Origin of the sequence: Spiroplasma endosymbiont of Amphimallon solstitiale, assembly GCF_964030965.1 — a bacterium.
Lineage (GTDB): Bacteria > Bacillota_I > Bacilli_A > Mycoplasmatales > VBWQ01 > Spiroplasma_E.
In genome coordinates, this window is the sequence record NZ_OZ034999.1 from 1,448,768 (window position 1) to 1,466,648 (window position 17,881).

Annotated in this window: 21 protein-coding genes and 1 pseudogene; 9 read left to right on the plus strand and 13 right to left on the minus strand. The window is 22.9% G+C overall.

Annotated elements, in window-relative coordinates:
- Positions 1-13 precede the first annotated feature (13 nt).
- From AAHH39_RS09085 to AAHH39_RS09100, 4 genes are all read right to left on the minus strand, one after another.
- On the minus strand, positions 14-178 hold the full coding sequence (locus AAHH39_RS09085) for a hypothetical protein (RefSeq protein WP_342217828.1): 165 nt from the start codon (positions 176-178) through the stop codon (positions 14-16).
- A gap of 179 nt (positions 179-357) precedes the next feature.
- Positions 358-684: a hypothetical protein gene (locus AAHH39_RS09090; RefSeq protein WP_342217829.1), complete on the minus strand. Its 327-nt coding sequence runs from the start codon at positions 682-684 to the stop codon at positions 358-360.
- 225 nt (positions 685-909) lie between these two features.
- Positions 910-1,524, minus strand: a complete 615-nt coding sequence (yihA, locus tag AAHH39_RS09095; protein WP_342217830.1) for a ribosome biogenesis GTP-binding protein YihA/YsxC — start codon at positions 1,522-1,524, stop codon at positions 910-912.
- 69 nt (positions 1,525-1,593) lie between these two features.
- Positions 1,594-1,794, minus strand: coding sequence for a hypothetical protein (locus tag AAHH39_RS09100; RefSeq protein ID WP_252320689.1), 201 nt, complete (start codon positions 1,792-1,794; stop codon positions 1,594-1,596).
- Positions 1,795-1,992: 198 nt separating this feature from the next.
- On the opposite strand from AAHH39_RS09100, the gene AAHH39_RS09105 reads away from it, so the two are divergent.
- The 5 genes and pseudogenes from AAHH39_RS09105 (at position 1,993) to AAHH39_RS13460 (ending at position 8,462) form a co-directional block, all read left to right on the plus strand.
- A complete protein-coding gene (locus AAHH39_RS09105) occupies positions 1,993-2,937 on the plus strand; it encodes an IS30 family transposase (RefSeq protein WP_342217458.1) in 945 nt (314 codons plus the stop codon).
- 301 nt (positions 2,938-3,238) lie between these two features.
- Positions 3,239-5,950 carry a magnesium-translocating P-type ATPase gene (mgtA, locus tag AAHH39_RS09110; RefSeq protein ID WP_342217831.1) on the plus strand — a complete coding sequence of 904 codons (2,712 nt, stop codon included), beginning with the start codon at positions 3,239-3,241 and terminating at the stop codon, positions 5,948-5,950.
- A gap of 161 nt (positions 5,951-6,111) precedes the next feature.
- Complete coding sequence (locus tag AAHH39_RS09115; protein ID WP_342217832.1) at positions 6,112-6,510, plus strand: ankyrin repeat domain-containing protein; 399 nt, start codon at positions 6,112-6,114, stop codon at positions 6,508-6,510.
- Entirely contained in the window at positions 6,461-7,093 is a 633-nt protein-coding gene (locus AAHH39_RS09120; protein WP_342217833.1) for an ankyrin repeat domain-containing protein, read from the plus strand. The genes AAHH39_RS09115 and AAHH39_RS09120 overlap by 50 nt, the downstream gene beginning before the upstream one ends.
- A 425-nt stretch (positions 7,094-7,518) precedes the next feature.
- Positions 7,519-8,462, plus strand: a pseudogene (locus tag AAHH39_RS13460) (IS30 family transposase).
- Between the two features lie 59 nt (positions 8,463-8,521).
- Here AAHH39_RS13460 and AAHH39_RS13465 read toward each other — a convergent pair.
- The 3 genes from AAHH39_RS13465 to AAHH39_RS09140 form a co-directional block, all read right to left on the minus strand.
- A complete protein-coding gene (locus AAHH39_RS13465) occupies positions 8,522-8,662 on the minus strand; it encodes a cysteine peptidase family C39 domain-containing protein (protein ID WP_425288905.1) in 141 nt (46 codons plus the stop codon).
- 54 nt (positions 8,663-8,716) lie between these two features.
- Entirely contained in the window at positions 8,717-8,932 is a 216-nt protein-coding gene (locus tag AAHH39_RS09135; RefSeq protein ID WP_174480618.1) for a hypothetical protein, read from the minus strand.
- A 221-nt stretch (positions 8,933-9,153) separates the two neighbouring features.
- The gene (locus tag AAHH39_RS09140) at positions 9,154-10,257 is read right to left on the minus strand and encodes a MupG family TIM beta-alpha barrel fold protein (protein WP_342217834.1); all 1,104 of its coding nucleotides are present in this window, start codon (positions 10,255-10,257) and stop codon (positions 9,154-9,156) included.
- A gap of 391 nt (positions 10,258-10,648) precedes the next feature.
- On the opposite strand from AAHH39_RS09140, the gene AAHH39_RS09145 reads away from it, so the two are divergent.
- Positions 10,649-11,593, plus strand: a complete 945-nt coding sequence (locus AAHH39_RS09145) for an IS30 family transposase (protein ID WP_342217835.1) — start codon at positions 10,649-10,651, stop codon at positions 11,591-11,593.
- Between the two features lie 67 nt (positions 11,594-11,660).
- The gene (locus AAHH39_RS09150; RefSeq protein WP_342217836.1) at positions 11,661-12,272 is read left to right on the plus strand and encodes a hypothetical protein; all 612 of its coding nucleotides are present in this window, start codon (positions 11,661-11,663) and stop codon (positions 12,270-12,272) included.
- Here the strand turns inward: AAHH39_RS09150 and AAHH39_RS09155 are convergent.
- The gene (locus AAHH39_RS09155) at positions 12,165-13,403 is read right to left on the minus strand and encodes an IS256 family transposase (protein WP_342219342.1); all 1,239 of its coding nucleotides are present in this window, start codon (positions 13,401-13,403) and stop codon (positions 12,165-12,167) included. The two genes, AAHH39_RS09150 and AAHH39_RS09155, sit on opposite strands and share 108 nt — an antisense overlap.
- Positions 13,404-13,492: 89 nt before the next feature.
- Here AAHH39_RS09155 and AAHH39_RS09160 point away from each other — a divergent pair, with 89 nt between their 5' ends.
- Positions 13,493-13,747, plus strand: a complete 255-nt coding sequence (locus tag AAHH39_RS09160; protein ID WP_342217837.1) for a hypothetical protein — start codon at positions 13,493-13,495, stop codon at positions 13,745-13,747.
- 146 nt (positions 13,748-13,893) lie between these two features.
- The gene (locus AAHH39_RS09165; RefSeq protein ID WP_342217838.1) at positions 13,894-14,244 is read left to right on the plus strand and encodes a hypothetical protein; all 351 of its coding nucleotides are present in this window, start codon (positions 13,894-13,896) and stop codon (positions 14,242-14,244) included.
- Between the two features lie 144 nt (positions 14,245-14,388).
- Here the strand turns inward: AAHH39_RS09165 and AAHH39_RS09170 are convergent, their stop codons facing one another.
- The 5 genes from AAHH39_RS09170 to rsgA form a co-directional block, all read right to left on the minus strand.
- Positions 14,389-15,066, minus strand: coding sequence for a hypothetical protein (locus AAHH39_RS09170; protein ID WP_342217839.1), 678 nt, complete (start codon positions 15,064-15,066; stop codon positions 14,389-14,391).
- Positions 15,067-15,258: 192 nt separating this feature from the next.
- Positions 15,259-15,465, minus strand: coding sequence for a hypothetical protein (locus tag AAHH39_RS09175; protein WP_342217840.1), 207 nt, complete (start codon positions 15,463-15,465; stop codon positions 15,259-15,261).
- A 170-nt stretch (positions 15,466-15,635) separates the two neighbouring features.
- Positions 15,636-16,298: a thiamine diphosphokinase gene (locus AAHH39_RS09180; RefSeq protein ID WP_342217841.1), complete on the minus strand. Its 663-nt coding sequence runs from the start codon at positions 16,296-16,298 to the stop codon at positions 15,636-15,638.
- The gene (locus tag AAHH39_RS09185; protein WP_342217842.1) at positions 16,288-16,974 is read right to left on the minus strand and encodes a ribulose-phosphate 3-epimerase; all 687 of its coding nucleotides are present in this window, start codon (positions 16,972-16,974) and stop codon (positions 16,288-16,290) included. Before AAHH39_RS09185 ends, AAHH39_RS09180 begins: the two co-directional genes overlap by 11 nt.
- A gap of 13 nt (positions 16,975-16,987) precedes the next feature.
- On the minus strand, positions 16,988-17,869 hold the full coding sequence (gene rsgA, locus AAHH39_RS09190) for a ribosome small subunit-dependent GTPase A (protein ID WP_342217843.1): 882 nt from the start codon (positions 17,867-17,869) through the stop codon (positions 16,988-16,990).
- Between the last annotated feature and the right edge of the window lie 12 nt (positions 17,870-17,881).

Consider the following 17,881-nt stretch of genomic DNA (forward strand, 5'->3'; position numbering starts at 1 on the left):
ATCTAAAAATTAATTATAAACTGGCCATTTTCTTTGATTCTATTTTTACTTCAATTTGTGAATCTATATTATTTATAGCAGCTTTTTTATCTGCAAACTTATCATTGTCAACTTCAATTTGTCTTCTTTGTTTTTCATCAAATTTTTTCTTTAATTTTGTAGAAAAGTAATGATACATGATAAAGTGTTATTTTTAGAGAATTTTTACACTAAATAATGTTACTTTTAACAAATTTTTAATTAAAAATAATATTTTAAGTGTAAATTGATGAATAATTTTTGGTCATCCATACTTTTCTACATAATTAAAAAATTTTTTTGCTGCTTCTTTACCTTCTAAAACACCTAATCCTATACCTAAAGCCGCTCCCGTTCCTGCTCCAGTAACTGCTCCGAAAGTCGCCGCGCCGCTGCAGCTGTTGACATTCCTGCTACAGCTAATTTAAAACTTAGAGCACCGGCCACAGCAGCAACACCCACTCCAACAGGAGTAAGTACAGCACCAGCTGCAAGACTAACACCAGTACCAATAGCACCCACTTTTAATATTTTTGCTGCTTTTGGATGTTCTGTTTTAAATTCTTTTCATTTTGTAGGTTTTTGTTCTACATTTTCTTCTGATTTTGTTTCAAGATTTTGTAAAATTTCATTTTTTATAGGCATTTCTTTTAATATTCCTTTCAAATAAAAACTCATTTATTTTTATCAAAATAATGAGTTAAAAACTTATATTAAGTTTAATTATTATTATATTCTATTCTATACTGAATATTGATATTTTTAATAATTACAAACTATCATATACAATTTATAGATATACTGGTTTATAATCATTATAAATAAATAGATAAGAATATATACATATTAAACAACTTTTATCTTTTTTTATAGCAACAAAATATTATACTATTAAGTTTCTACTTCAACTTCATCAGTATTAACATCATCTGCTAATTTACTAATTACTAAATCAATTCCTTGTTTACTAATACTAGAAAATAAAATAATAGGAGTATTAGTGCTAAGTTTTAAAGTTGATAATATTAATTTTTTATTTTTTACTAATTGACTATTTTTCACTTTATCAACTTTAGTAGCAATTAAATGAATTTTTAAATGATAATGTTGTAAATATTCCAACATATCAATATCATCTTTACTGGGGGCATGTCTTAAATCTAATAATAAAAAAACTGCTTTTAAATTTTTTCGTGACTGAAAATATTCATCCATCATTGTCGCAAATTGGATTTTTTTTTCATTTGATACTTTAGCAAAACCATAGCCAGGAACATCAACAAAGCGACAAATATTATTATTAATTGTAAAAAAATTTAGCATTTGTGTTTTACCAGGTGTTTGTGAAACTCTAGCTAACTTACCATTATTACAAATTATATTTAAAAATGTTGATTTACCAACATTACTGCGACCAACAAAACAAAATTCAGGAATTTCATCCTGCGGCCATTGTTCTTCTTTAATAGCACTAGTTAAAAATTGTGCTTGCTTAATTCGTTCCATTTTTTACCTCTTATTCAAAAATATATTATAGTCAATAGTTAAGATTTAAACTAATTATTATTTATTATTTTAATTTTTATTAATATTAATAAAATTAGTAAAATGAATATTATCTAATGGCCATATACCAAAACCAAAAAATAATGCGGCCAAAATGATACCACCAACAATAATACAAATAGCAAGTCATTTTATAATTTTAAATAATAACATAAAACTAATAATAGCAATAGCTATTATAATAATACCAACTATTACAAATGTATTCATGTTTACCTCCTATTATTTTAATTATTAAAGTAACACGTAACATTAATTAATAATAACATAAAATAAATTTGAATATTTTATAGTAATCATCTTTTTTCTAAAATTATATAAATCCTGAATTGTAAAATTAAAAAGGACACTTATATAAAAATTAAATTGTGTTAATTCTATAATTAAGAAAAGAAAGGAATTAGCACAATGTATAAGTATCTGACTATTGAATCAATAATAGCAATAAAAGAATATAAAAGTTATGGATTTTCGATTCGTAAAATAGCAAAAGCCATTGATTATAGTAAATCAACTGTACATAGAGTTTGTAGATTATTAAATCAAAACTTATTACCATTAGAAATATTGAATAAAATTCAAAAAAATAAACAAAATGCAGGTAGAAAATTAATAATTTTAACTTTAATAGAAATTAATACTATTAATCATTTGTTAATTACTAAAAATTATGCTCTTGATATAATTGCTAATTTTTTAAAGGAAAATAAAATAAAAAGTATTTCAACAAAAACTTTATATAACATGTTTAAAACAAATCGAATGGGTTTTGATGAAAATAACTTATTGAGAAAAGGAAAAAATAAACCTCACAAACAAAAAGAAACTAGGGGCAGAATTAATAATTGTAAGTCTATTCATGAAAGAAATTTAATCATTCCTAATATTAAAAATATAGAAGAATTTGGTCATTTAGAGGGTGATACTATCATTGGTAAAGATCATAAAAGTTCTATTATTACTTTAGCTGATATATGATCAAAAACCACAATTCCTTTAGCAACTAAAAATAATAAATCAGAAAATATTACAAAAAGTATAATAAAATTTATTTCAAAGTTACAAAAAGGAACAGTTAAAACTATTACTTTTGATCGTGGTAAAGAATTTAGTAAATGAAAATTAATCGAAAAAAATTGTAATGTTAAGATTTATTTTGCAGATCCTGGTAAACCTTGTCAAAGAGGTTTAAATGAAAATAATAATGGTATTTTAAGAAGATATTTACCAAAATCTACAGATCTATCTTCATATAAACAAAAAGATTTAAATACTATAGCATTTCAAATTAATTCTACACCCAGAAAATCACTATCTTATAAAAGACCAATAGATTTAATACAATTATTTTAAAAAACTGTCCCATTTATATTTACAATTCAGGAATTAAAAAAAGTTATCTTTTTAAAGAGAAACATGTTAAAATGTCAAAGGATAAAGGAGAGTGATATCATGACTGACAGCGATTCCATTTATAATAATAAAAATAATACTAATTTAAAAATTAGTAATTTTAAAAGTGTACTTTTAAATAAAGATTCAGTTAAATATTCTCCTAGTATTTTTACTAAAAAAATATTTTTTTAGCGTGAATAAATTTCTAAATCCTTATTTAAAAGTCTTAAAATAAGAAAAATAAGGAGGTAAAGAAATTATGAAGATTTTTTTAAACAAAATTTACTTTAAATTACAATTTAGTTTTAAAAAACCATTAGTTTACACAAATGGTGATTATATTAAACAAATTGCACAATTTAACCAAAAACAATTGTTAGAGAATTTAGATTTACATAATTTTGGTCTTAAAACAGACCAAATTGAAATAAGAAGAAAAAAATATGGTATTAATACTTTAAAAAATACAAAATTTAATTGAATTTTAGAATTTTTAAAAGCATATTTTGGACCATTCAATATAATTTTAGCCATTATTACTATCTATAATTTATTCTCATATTTTACAACAAATGATACTTCAATTTATTCATTGGTTGCCGCTATTATTGTTGGAACTATGATTTTATTAAGTGGAACCCTAATTTACATTCAATCAATACGAGCTTTTTTTATTACTAAACATTTAACAATTTTGGTCAAAAATACAGCTACTGTTATTCGTAATATAAACATTAATCAAATTACTAAAGAAAACTCAATTAAAATAATTAAACAAGCACAAGAAATAAATGTTAATGAATTATTACCCGGTGATTTAATTTATTTATCAGCTGGTGATTTAATTCCTGCTGATTTAAAAATTTTATTAAGCAATGATTTATTTATTAATCAATCATCATTAACAGGAGAATCACTACCTGCTGAAAAACACGCTATTAACGATCCTGCATATCAAAACTTATTTGATTTACAAAATATTTGTTTTATGGGAACAAGTGTTGTTTCTGGAAGTGCAATTGCTATTGTTATAGCAACAGCTACTAACACCTACTTCGCTACTATTGCTGATACAATAAATAAACAACGTCCATTAAGCATTTTTTCCAAAGGAATTAAACGCGTTACTTTAATGTTAATTTGCTTTATGCTAGTAATGGTACCCATTGTGTTAATTATCAATGGCCTTTTAAAAAGCGATTGACCTGCAGCATTTATTTTTTCAATTTCGGTTGCTGTTGGTTTAACTCCTGAAATGCTACCAATGATTGTTACCTCTAATCTAGCACGAGGTGCTAGTAAAATGAGTAAACAAAAAGTAGTTGTTAAACAACTAGCTGCTATTCAAAATTTAGGTGCAATTGATATTTTATGTACTGATAAAACAGGAACTTTAACTAATGATAATATTGAAGTAGTCAACCATATAACATTGGACAATAAAACAAATAATGATTTAATTAAGTTTATTTATTTAAATAGTTATTTTCAAACAGGAATAAAAAATCCAATGGATAATTCAATACTTGAATTTGGAGAAAAAAATAATTTAAAAAATATAAGTAATTATTATCAAAAAATTGATGAAATTCCTTTTGATTTTAATCGTCGTAAATTAACAGTTGTTTTAGAAGATAAATTAAATAATAAAAAATTAATTTGTAAAGGTGCAATTGAAGAAGTTATTAATACATGTAATCGTATAGTTTATCAAGATAAAGTAATACCATTAAATTCTGATTTAATGAAAATGGTTAATAAAAAAATAACAAAATTAAATGAACAAGGATTACGTGTCTTAGGTGTCTCATATGAAGATACAAATCTTACTAATAATAAATATAATGAAACAAACGAAAAAAATTTAATTTTTCTTGGTTTTGTAACTTTTCTTGATACACCAAAACCTACAGCAACAAAAATGATCAAATTGCTAAAAACACATGGTGTTGATCTTAAAATATTAACTGGTGATAATGAATTAATAACAAGAGCAATTTGTAATCGTGTTAATCTAGAAATTAAAGGATTAATTTCTGGTGAACAATTAACTGGCCTAACTGAATATGAATTAAAAAGAATTGTTGAAAATAATAATATTTTTGTTAAACTAAACCCATTACAAAAAGCAAAGATTATTCAAACTTTAAAAAGTAATGATCACGTTGTTGGTTTCATGGGTGATGGTATTAATGATGCTTTAGTATTAAGAAATGCTGATGTTGGAATTTCTGTTGATAATGCTACTGATATTGCAAAAGAAGCATCAGATATCATTTTATTAGAAAAATCATTATTAGTTTTAGAAAAAGGGATTATTGAAGGTCGTCGCATTTTTGGTAATATTTTAAAATATATTAAAATTACGATTGCTTCTAACTTTGGTAATGTCTTTAGTGTGCTAGTAGCATCATCATGATTTGCTTTTGCACCAATGTCACCAGTACAATTATTATTTCAAAATTTATTATATGATATTTCACAATTTACTATTGCCTTTGATCGTGTTGATCCATCATTTTTATTAAAACCACAACGCTGAAATCCAAAAGGAATGTTACCATTTGCTTTTATTAATGGACCTATAAGTAGCATTTTTGATATCTCTACTTTTGCCATTTTAGGATTTGGATTTGGTGTCTTTGCTAATCCTTCTGCAGAAAATATTAATATGTTCAATTCAGGATGATTTATTGAAGGTTTATTAACGCAAACATTAATAGTACAAATGTTTAGAACTGAAAAAATTCCTTTTATTCAAAGTCGTGGTACTTGACCAGTGAATATAATGGCAATTGTTATTTGTACCATTGGATTAAGTTTACCTTATACTTACATTGGTCATCAAATGAATATGGTAGGACCACCGCCAGTCTATATTCCAATTGTTTTAGGAATAATCATGACTTATTGTATGCTAAGTCAATTAATAAAAATGGGATATATTAAAGTATTTAAAAAATGATTATAACAGCTAATTAATCTTAAAGTTTGCAATTTTAAATAGCAATTATCTATATTTACTATAGAAATAAATCTTATGATATAATTTTTTCAAACTTAATATAAGTTTTTAATTTATTTATTTTAGTTTTAAAATAAATAGGTTTTTTAATTTGATAGGAGAAAAAAATGTCTAATTTAAAAGAAATATCTAAATTAAATACAACTATAAATATTAATAAAAATGAAAAATTAATTAAAGCCGCTAAACATGATGATTTAGAATTGACCCAAACTTTATTAAAAAATAACGCTGATGTTAATTATGTAGATGAACATCGTAATAGTCCATTAACAATAGCTGCTGAACATGGTAATTTAAAAATTGTTCAAACTTTATTAAAAAATAACGCTAATATTAACCATATAAATGATTTTGGTGACGATGCTTTAAGAATGGCTGCTAAAAAGGGACACACAGAAGTACTTAACACTTTATTAGCAACAAATAGTAAGATTATTAATCACAAAAATTGAATTGGCCGCTCTAATATCAGCAGCACAAAATGGGCATGTAAATACAATTAAAACTTTATTAAAAAATGGTGCTTATATTAATGATACAAATATATTTGGTGATACTACTCTAATATGAGCTACTGAAAACGGACACACAGAAACAGTTAAAGTTTTAATAACAAAAGATAATGACATTAATAATCATGTAAACAACCTTGGTGACTCTGCTTTAATAATAGCCGCCAGAAAAGGTTATTTGGAAATAGTTGAAATTTTACTAGCATATGGTGCTGATATTAATAATGTAGATAAAAACAAAAATAGTGCTTTAATATGAGCAGCGAAAGAAGGACACCTAGATGTAGTTAACACTTTAATAAAAAATGGAATTGACCTTAATCATGAAGATAACTTTGGTGATACTACTCTAATATGAGCAGCTGAAAAAGGTTATACAAAAATAGTTAACACTTTACTAGCATATGGTGCTAATATTAATCATAAAGATACAAATGATGATACTGCTTTAATATGTGCCGCCAGAAACGGACACACAGAAACAGTTAACATACTATTAACTAATAATGCTAATGTTTATGATAAAGATATAGATGGCGATACTGCTTTAATAGCAGCTAAAATGGATACTTAGACATAGTTAAAATTTGGGAGATTGTCAAAAATCCGGAATAAATTAAATATTATATAGTCTTATTATATTTCAGACAAGAAATAATTAGGATTTTTATGAAATTGTATTTAAATAATATAATTTTTTTAAAAATATTGCAACTAAAATACTTATTTTTAAAAATTACTAAAAAATTAAAAAATAAATTTAATATTAATATATAACAAAAATTCTTATTAAAACACATTTAATAAGTTTTATTTTATTTTGAGTTTTTTTTAAAAAAACTAAATTTTTAATTTATAATAATTGTATCTTTGTATTTATCTTATTAGATTTAAAAATAACCATTTTAATATAACCTGAATTGTAAAATTAAAAAGGACACTTATATAAAAATTAAATTGTGTTAATTCTATAATTAAGAAAAGAAAGGAATTAGCACAATGTATAAGTATCTGACTATTGAATCAATAATAGCAATAAAAGAATATAAAAGTTATGGATTTTCGATTCGTAAAATAGCAAAAGCCATTGATTATAGTAAATCAACTGTACATAGAGTTTGTAGATTATTAAATCAAAACTTATTACCATTAGAAATATTGAATAAAATTCAAAAAAATAAACAAAATGCAGGTAGAAAATTAATAATTTTAACTTTAATAGAAATTAATACTATTAATCATTTGTTAATTACTAAAAATTATGCTCTTGATATAATTGCTAATTTTTTAAAGGAAAATAAAATAAAAAGTATTTCAACAAAAACTTTATATAACATGTTTAAAACAAATCGAATGGGTTTTGATGAAAATAACTTATTGAGAAAAGGAAAAAATAAACCTCACAAACAAAAAGAAACTAGGGGCAGAATTAATAATTGTAAGTCTATTCATGAAAGAAATTTAATCATTCCTAATATTAAAAATATAGAAGAATTTGGTCATTTAGAGGGTGATACTATCATTGGTAAAGATCATAAAAGTTCTATTATTACTTTAGCTGATATATGATCAAAAACCCAATTCCTTTAGCAACTAAAAATAATAAATCAGAAAATATTACAAAAAGTATAATAAAATTTATTTCAAAGTTACAAAAAGGAACAGTTAAAACTATTACTTTTGATCGTGGTAAAGAATTTAGTAAATGAAAATTAATCGAAAAAAATTGTAATGTTAAGATTTATTTTGCAGATCCTGGTAAACCTTGTCAAAGAGGTTTAAATGAAAATAATAATGGTATTTTAAGAAGATATTTACCAAAATCTACAGATCTATCTTCATATAAACAAAAAGATTTAAATACTATAGCATTTCAAATTAATTCTACACCCAGAAAATCACTATCTTATAAAAGACCAATAGATTTAATACAATTATTTTAAAAAACTGTCCCATTTATATTTACAATTCAGGAAAGACCAATAGATTTAATACAATTATTTTAAAAAACTGTCCCATTTATATTTACAATTCAGGTATCATTAATTAATAACTTCTTCTTAAAATAAAACCTATATATCATAGCAAGACATGCCAAACCACAATCATTTTCTGTTTCTTGTTGAACAAAAGGATATTTCATATAAAAAATCACCGCCAATAATAATTAACAGTGATTACCATTTTTTCCTTTTTATTACTTACGATGTTTTTTCTTTTTAGCAGCAGCGCTTTGTTTTTCGCGTTTTTCATCACGCGCAGAAAGAAAATGTTTATGTCTTTTTTCTGCTCTTTTAGTCTCTTGGGCCTTTTTACTAAATCCTTTTAAAAGACGTTGAAACTCTTGTTCACTACTTGTTCGTTCTTCGTTTTCTTTGTTGTCTGATGATGGTGATTTTTTCACTGAATGCATTCATGTCAGCTCCTATTTTTTATTTTACTTTAACAATTATATTAGTAAATTAAAAAATTATCAATATTTTTATACAATATTAAACTTTTTATTTTAAAAAAAAATTAAAAGTAAGATTATCTTTTAAAATTTCACACTTACTAACTATTATTTAATAATACTTAATGATTTTATCATATTTTAAATGTTTATGTTTTTAATAAATAAAACAAAAAAATTATTTATAAAATAAATCTAAATGAACGATTTGATACTAAAAATGGAATAAAATTTAAATCTTCTTTAGAAAGTTTACCAACAACGTTACGAATACCATCATTTTTAATTTTATTTGTAATAATATGTAATTCACCACGATAATTTTGTGCTTTATTATTAATAATAACAACATCACCTTTTTCTAATCATTGATTAGTATTGTTAGAAGGAATATCTAATTCTTGATATATAACTCGAGAAATAACACTACGAATTATATCACGTGCTAAATCAGATCTAACTTTATGAATATTTTTGTCAAAAAGAATCTGTTGTTCACTATCAGTAATATTAGAATTTAACTCAATTTTTAATGATAAATTTTTATAATCAATTTCATTTATCATTTTCAAATCATATTCTGTTAAAAACTGGTTAGCAATAATTATCATATCAATGCATAAAGCAATATAATGACGAATTTGTGTTACCAATGGTCAATCACGATACAGTTCTAATGTTGGTAAATTATCATTATATTTTCAAGGTCCAATTTTATCTTTTCCTAATAATGTAACAAAGCTGGCAAATGGAATTTTATTAACAACGCTTTCAGATTGATTTAAAGAAAAAAAGTCAATATCAGCACCGATATATCTTTGTGGATAAAAATTATAACAACTAATAAGGTTATTAACATTAGCTTTATAAAATAATATTAAGTAGTTGATATCATTAACAACATATGAACCATTAATAAATATTTTAAAATTTAAACGATTTTGACTTAATTTTGCTTGATGCTTAATATCAATTCCTTCGTTGCAACAAATACCCGATAAACCATACATTTTAAAAAACTTTATGAAATCAAGTCGTTTATTAAGATTCAGATTAAATTCATTAATAAATTCAATATTAATATCTGCAAAAACATGCATATTATACTTTTTAGCAATTTGTGTTAATACTACTAATTTTTTTAAATTTTCATAATCTGTTTTTTTAAAACTAATTAAAGTTGTAAAAATAGTTTTAATATTATTTTTGGCTAATAATTCGGTATAATTTTTAATTTCTTCTAAATTTGCTAAATGTAAATAAACTGCAGCACCAATTTTTTCCATTTACTTCCTCCTTTACTTTTTATATATTAATTTTATCATTTTGTAACTTAATAATTTTTAATTTTTACAATAAATAATGTAAAGAATTCCTAGTTTGATAAAATAACTACTTCTACATAAAATAAGAAAATTGACTACGCTAATCTTAATTTTAATACTATACATTAATAAATCTATTACTTATATTTATTCGTGTTAAATATTAACTTTATAAATATAATTATTTTTTATGCTAATATTTATTTATAATTTAATAAAAGTTTATTCCTAATATAGAAATTTATCTATATTAGGTTTTTTATTAAACCTGAATTGTAAAATTAAAAAGGACACTTATATAAAAATTAAATTGTGTTAATTCTATAATTAAGAAAAGAAAGGAATTAGCACAATGTATAAGTATCTGACTATTGAATCAATAATAGCAATAAAAGAATATAAAAGTTATGGATTTTCGATTCGTAAAATAGCAAAAGCCATTGATTATAGTAAATCAACTGTACATAGAGTTTGTAGATTATTAAATCAAAACTTATTACCATTAGAAATATTGAATAAAATTCAAAAAAATAAACAAAATGCAGGTAGAAAATTAATAATTTTAACTTTAATAGAAATTAATACTATTAATCATTTGTTAATTACTAAAAATTATGCTCTTGATATAATTGCTAATTTTTTAAAGGAAAATAAAATAAAAAGTATTTCAACAAAAACTTTATATAACATGTTTAAAACAAATCGAATGGGTTTTGATGAAAATAACTTATTGAGAAAAGGAAAAAATAAACCTCACAAACAAAAAGAAACTAGGGGCAGAATTAATAATTGTAAGTCTATTCATGAAAGAAATTTAATCATTCCTAATATTAAAAATATAGAAGAATTTGGTCATTTAGAGGGTGATACTATCATTGGTAAAGATCATAAAAGTTCTATTATTACTTTAGCTGATATATGATCAAAAACCACAATTCCTTTAGCAACTAAAAATAATAAATCAGAAAATATTACAAAAAGTATAATAAAATTTATTTCAAAGTTACAAAAAGGAACAGTTAAAACTATTACTTTTGATCGTGGTAAAGAATTTAGTAAATGAAAATTAATCGAAAAAAATTGTAATGTTAAGATTTATTTTGCAGATCCTGGTAAACCTTATCAAAGAGGTTTAAATGAAAATAATAATGGTATTTTAAGAAGATATTTACCAAAATCTACAGATCTATCTTCATATAAACAAAAAGATTTAAATACTATAGCATTTCAAATTAATTCTACACCCAGAAAATCACTATCTTATAAAAGACCAATAGATTTAATACAATTATTTTAAAAAACTGTCCCATTTATATTTACAATTCAGGAAATTAAAATTAAAGAAAGGAAAAAGATTAAAAGATATGCCTTTAGCTTATATAGAAAAAGAAAAACTATTTCAAAATGAATGAGAAAAAAGAAAAAAAGAAGCAATAAAAAATATTAACAAAAAAATACCAGATGAATATTTATTAAAAATATTTGAAACTATAATCTTAGATAATGATACAAAAGTTAATGAAGAAAATCCTCAACAATCTCAAGAATTCGAAATATTTGAAGAAAAACCATTACAAGATAATGAAAATAAACAAGAATCAAAAAACTGAACACAATTTAAAACAGAATATCCAAATATTGCACAAATAATAAAAAATAGCAAAAATACTGGCATCAAGGTATTAATAGCTTTAATTAAATTTTTTGAAATTAATAATGACCCACTTGGAATTACAGAATACATACTAATTTTAAATGAAGAACGTAAAAAAGAAAAAATGAACATTAAAGAAATTGAAGAAAAAATAAAAAATATTTGAAAAGAAAGAGGCTTTTTAGAAATCTGTGTATCTTTGTTTTACAAAGTACTAGTTCAGATTAATTCTGTCTTCAAATTTTATCATAAAATGAGCAATTGCTGTATTTCAATTTTGAATAGGCAATGTTCATTTTTTTGTTATATTTTCAATTGCTAAATAAAATATTTTAAAAACTGACATATCATTAGGAAAAGCTTTTTTGTTTCTAATAACTTTTCGTAATTGACTATTAACAGATTCAATAGCATTTGTTGTATAAATTACTCTTTTGATTTCTGCAGGATAACTAATAAAAATCATCAAATTTTCTCAATTTTTATATCAAGATTTAGCAATTTGGGGATATTGTTTATTTCATTTACTTTCAAATGATTCTAAAGCTTGCATTGCTTGTTCTTCACTACATGCACTATAAATTGGTTTTAAATCTGTAACTAGAGTTTTTCGATGTTTGTATGAAACATATTTTAAACTATTTCGAATTTGATGAACAATGCATAATTGATGTTCTGTTTTAGGATAAACTGCTTGTATTGCTTCTGACATGCCTGTTAAATTATCACTACAAGCAATCAAAATATCATTTAAGCCTCGATTTTTCATTTCTGTGAAATTAGCTAATCAAAATTTAGCACCTTCATTTTCACTAATTCATAAGCCTAAAACATCTTTTTTACCTTCTAAATCAACTCCTAATGCTATATAAACTGATTTATTAATAATCCGTTTATCTTGTCGAACTTTAACTACTATACAATCAAAATAAACAATCGGATAAACGCTTTCTAATGGTCGATTTTGTCATGCTTTGACATCATCAATAACATCATCAGTAATTTGACTAATAACACTTTCACTAATATCAGCACCATGATATAACTCTTGTAACTGCATTCTAATGTCAGATAGAGTCATACCTTTTGCATATAGTGAAAGCACTTGTTGATCAAAACCATCAAATCTTCGCTGTCTTTTTGCAACTATTACAGGAGTAAAATCACTATTGCGATCTCTTGGTACATCAATCTCAATTTTACCTTGTTGAGTTATTAATTTTTTTGAACTTGTACCATTACGAGCATTTTCAGTATTACTATGTTGATTTTTTTCATATCCTAAATAATTTTGCATTTCAGAATTCAACATTTTTTCAACTAAACGTTTTGTTAATTCTTTATATAAACCCCCTTCTTTAAAAACTGTTGTTAAATCTTCAGTATTTTCTAATAATAAATCTACTACTTTTGATATTGGATCATTATTATTAATATTTTGTTTTTTAGCCATCTGTAACTCACTCTTTCTAGTCATTTAATTATATTTACTAGAATTAATTAAACATAGTTATTTTTGTAAGTTACACAGATTACTAAACATTGCCAAAAGAAATCCAAAAATTAAAAAAAGAACTATTTGTAGATGAACCATCATCATTATGATCTTGTTCTTATGAATTAAAAGAAGAAAAAAATACTAGAGACATTGAACTTGAACTAATAAGAATAGGGAGGTTCGAAGTATCACAAGCACAAATGGAACAATATTCACCAGAAGTAAAACAAATTATAAACGATTCAAAACAACTTTTAAAAGAATATGATGATGAATTAAATAAATCAATTACATTATAAATAATTTGTGTAATTACTTAATAAAAAGTAAATTTTTAGTGCTTATTAAGCAAAAACAAACATTTATACTTTTTTATCTTATTTAATTATTATTTTTGATATACTATAAGTGTTTATTACTATATAAATTAAAAAAAGAGGATAAAATGAAACAAAAACAGATTCAAAAAACAAATGATAAAAATGATCAAAAATTAAAAAAAACTATCGAAACAAGTGATATTCAAACTAAAAATAATTTGAATTCAAAAGAAAATGATGAACAAACTGAAAATGATAAATACGAATTAAAAAAACTTAAATTTTATTTTATAATTAAATTATTAACAATAATATTTGCATTTTTATTGGCAGTAGTTTTATATTTAGGTTTTTTATTAACAAATAAATTAGACTTAGATACATTATTAGAGTTTGAATGACCTTTATTACTACTGATGGGAATTACAACCACAACATTACTTCCAAGTAAAATATCTAAAACTACTAAAATTTAAAATAATTTTATAATTATTATTTCTTATTGCTTAAATTATATCCTTTCAACAAAAAATATTATTAATCTCTTTAAAAATAAAATTTTAAAGAGATTAATTTTTATTTTAAATTAAAAAAATAAATTATCACCAAATAATAACGTCTTATAATAAATTTTGATATGAAAAACTCTTTTCTACAATATTATGTTCATCTAAATCATTTATTGATTTTCATTTTTTACCATAATTTAAACTACTACTTCATAATATTTTAGTTTTCTTTTCTAATTTATTAACTTTAGTTTTTAAAATTTCAATATCACTTTCTAACTCATTAATTTTAGTATTTAATCCATTATGTTCGCCAATTAATTTATCAAAACTATCCTTACTATATTTATTATTAATTGCTTTAATTTTATTACTTTCTCACATTCCACAAGTCAAAAATTTAAGTGGTCAATGTCACCATCTTCTTGCTAATTGTTTTTCATTTTTGAAATTCAAATTAAAATTATTAATTTGTCCACATATTTTATTTTTAGCTTCTTTTAGTATTTTTAAACCATGTATTTTTTCTTGCATTTCTTTAAAAATTTCATTAATGTCTGAACTATCATATAGTGTTAAATCATCTAAACTTTTAGAACTATCTCTATGCTTTATTTCAACTTCTAAATCAGTTTGTGAACCTAATACAAATAACTTATCTTCTGAAGTAGTTAAAACATTACTTAAATCATATTTATATATATTTTTAAAATCTATTGCTAATGCCCCCTTATTTACTTGTGCTTCTAAAAAACTAATAGTTACAGTAAACAAAGATAAAATTGGCATTATTGCTTTATCAGAATATTTTTTGGTACTTTTTCCTTTAATTTTGTAGAAAAGTAATGATACATGATAAAGTGTTATTTTTAGAGAATTTTTACACTAAATAATGTTACTTTTAACAAATTTTTAATTAAAAATAATATTTTAAGTGTAAATTGATGAATAATTTTTGGTCATCCATACTTTTCTACATAATTAAAAACTTTTTCCGCAATTATCTTGAAGATATTTAAGATTTTTAATAACATTAGGAATATCTGCAACCAAAGATATACCTTTTAATTCTTCAATAATTCTTTTAAAATAAGGAATTTGAGTATTATGTTGTTTTTGATATCTTAACTTTATACTTTCAAGTTTTTTTATTAACTCTGTTGCAGATAACATTTTTTCTTTTACCATTTTTTAATTTCTCCTATTTTAAAAAATAAAAAACCCATTTATTTTTAATAAAAATAAGGGTTAGAAAACTTATATTAAGTTTATGATTTTTATTATACTATCTTTTTTTTAAGATTTTATTAATATACTTTTGGCATAAAATAATAATTAGTTTTTCTAAATTTTAAAAATTATTTATGTAAAAAAACTAAACATTTTCCTTTTTTAATAATTAGTTTTGGTCTTTCTTCTTTGTTAAATTCATTACTAATAGTTTGCGTACTATTATTAGTAACAGTAATATCTTGATTTGGATAAAACTTACAACCACTAAAATTATAAATTACTTCTTCATTGTCTAAACTAAAAAAAGAAATATATTTATATGTTAATTGTCAATTGTAAAAAATATATTCTGATTTTGCTTTTAGTAAAAAACAATAATTATTTTCACCTAATAAAATTGGGTTAAAACATTCATATTTTTTTAATATATTAATAGTAGCAAGTAACATATCCCAACGTATTCCATCACTTACTATCACTATTTGTTGAAAATTAATTTTTTTGGAAATTGCAGTAACTATCGCAAGTTCACTATCAATAAAATCTTTTTCTTTATTAAAAGTAATAATTTCAAAATTATGTATTTTACTTTGATCATTTAAAATCTTTAACTGTTGTTTATTAATGGTATCATTATCACCACAAATAAACTTAATTGGTTTTTTATATTTTAATAATGATAAAACACCAGTTTCAACACCAATAAAAATTGGATTAATAAATTGTTCTCAATTTAAATTATAATCACGACAAACAATTACTAATTGTTTAATATCACTATTTTTCATAATTTGTTAACATCGCAACTTGTTTTTTTACTGAATTATCACTATTTAATAAATAACTACCCGCTACTAGGTAATTAGCACCAGCAGCAATACAATCATTTGCTGTTAAATTATTAATGCCACCATCAACAGCAATTGTAATATTTGGAAAATTATTATCGATATGTTTTACTAACATTTTAATTTTATTAATAGTTAAATCTAAAAAACGTTGTCCACCCGCACCTGGTTGCACACTCATAATTAAAATTGTATCAAGATCTTTCAAATAATCATAAATTTTTGAAATTGGTGTATCAGGATTAATGGCAATTCCTTTTTTAAAACCAGGGTTTTTTCACTGCAGAAATTCTTTTAATTGTTCTTCTGTTAATGCTTCATAATGCAAAGTAATATTTTTAACTTGCGGTAAAATTATAAATGGTTTTAAATAATCACATACTTTTAATGTTGTTATCTTTACCATCATATGACAATCAATATTGATATTAGAACTAAATTTACATATATCACTTAATATTTTTGCACCAAAACTTAAATTTTCAACAAAATGATGATCCATAACATCAAAATGAATTCAATTAATTCCTGCATTTTGTAAATTTAATAAATCATCTTTTAAAGATAGAAAGTTAGCAGTTAAAATGCTAGCGGCAATTGTTACTTCTTTTTTCATATATTACCATCCTTTATTTTAAATTATTAATTTTATTGAATTCTATTAAAATTTTACAATAATCTTCATAAAAAAAACTAGAAATTATTTTATTTGCAACTGCTTTTTTAATTGCACATTCTGGTTCTTGCTGATGTAAGCAAGTACGAAACTTACAATTTTGTCAAATATTAGTAAAACTAGGAAAATTAGTAGCAATATCAATACTACTTAGACCTTGCAACTGAAAGACCGAAAAACCAGGTGTATCTGCAATAATACCATCATGTAAAAAATAAAGGCGAGTTTTAGTTGTGGTATGTTTACCACGATTTAAACTTGTAGAAATATCCTGTGTTCATAATTTTAAATTATTATCCAAACTATTTAAAGTTGAACTCTTTCCCACTCCTGAAGTACCTGTTAATATTGATAACTTGTTTGTAAAAACTTTTTTTAAATCTTCAATACCATTTTTTTTAACATTTGAAATAAAAATTGTTGGTAAATTTAAATTCTGATATGCTTTAACTTTTGTTCAAACTTCATTATCTTTAGTTACCAAATCAATTTTTGTAAATATTAAAATTATTTTTAAATGATAATAATTAAAAATAGTTAATAATTTATTTAATAGAAAACTACTAAGAAAAGGATTAACAAGAGAACTAACAATTAATACTTGATCAACATTAGCAATGCTTGGTCGATATAGTTCATTAAATCGAGGTAAAATTGATTCAACCAAAGGATTTTTATCATCTTTAAAATTAACTTTAACATAATCACCAACTAAAATTTTTGCTGTTTGAAATTTTAAATTTCCTTTGATTAAACAAGAATAAATTTGATTTTCAATTCTTACTTCAACAAAGTTATTTGCAACTCCAATAACTATTCCTTGTTTAAAATTCATAGTGTCCTCCAA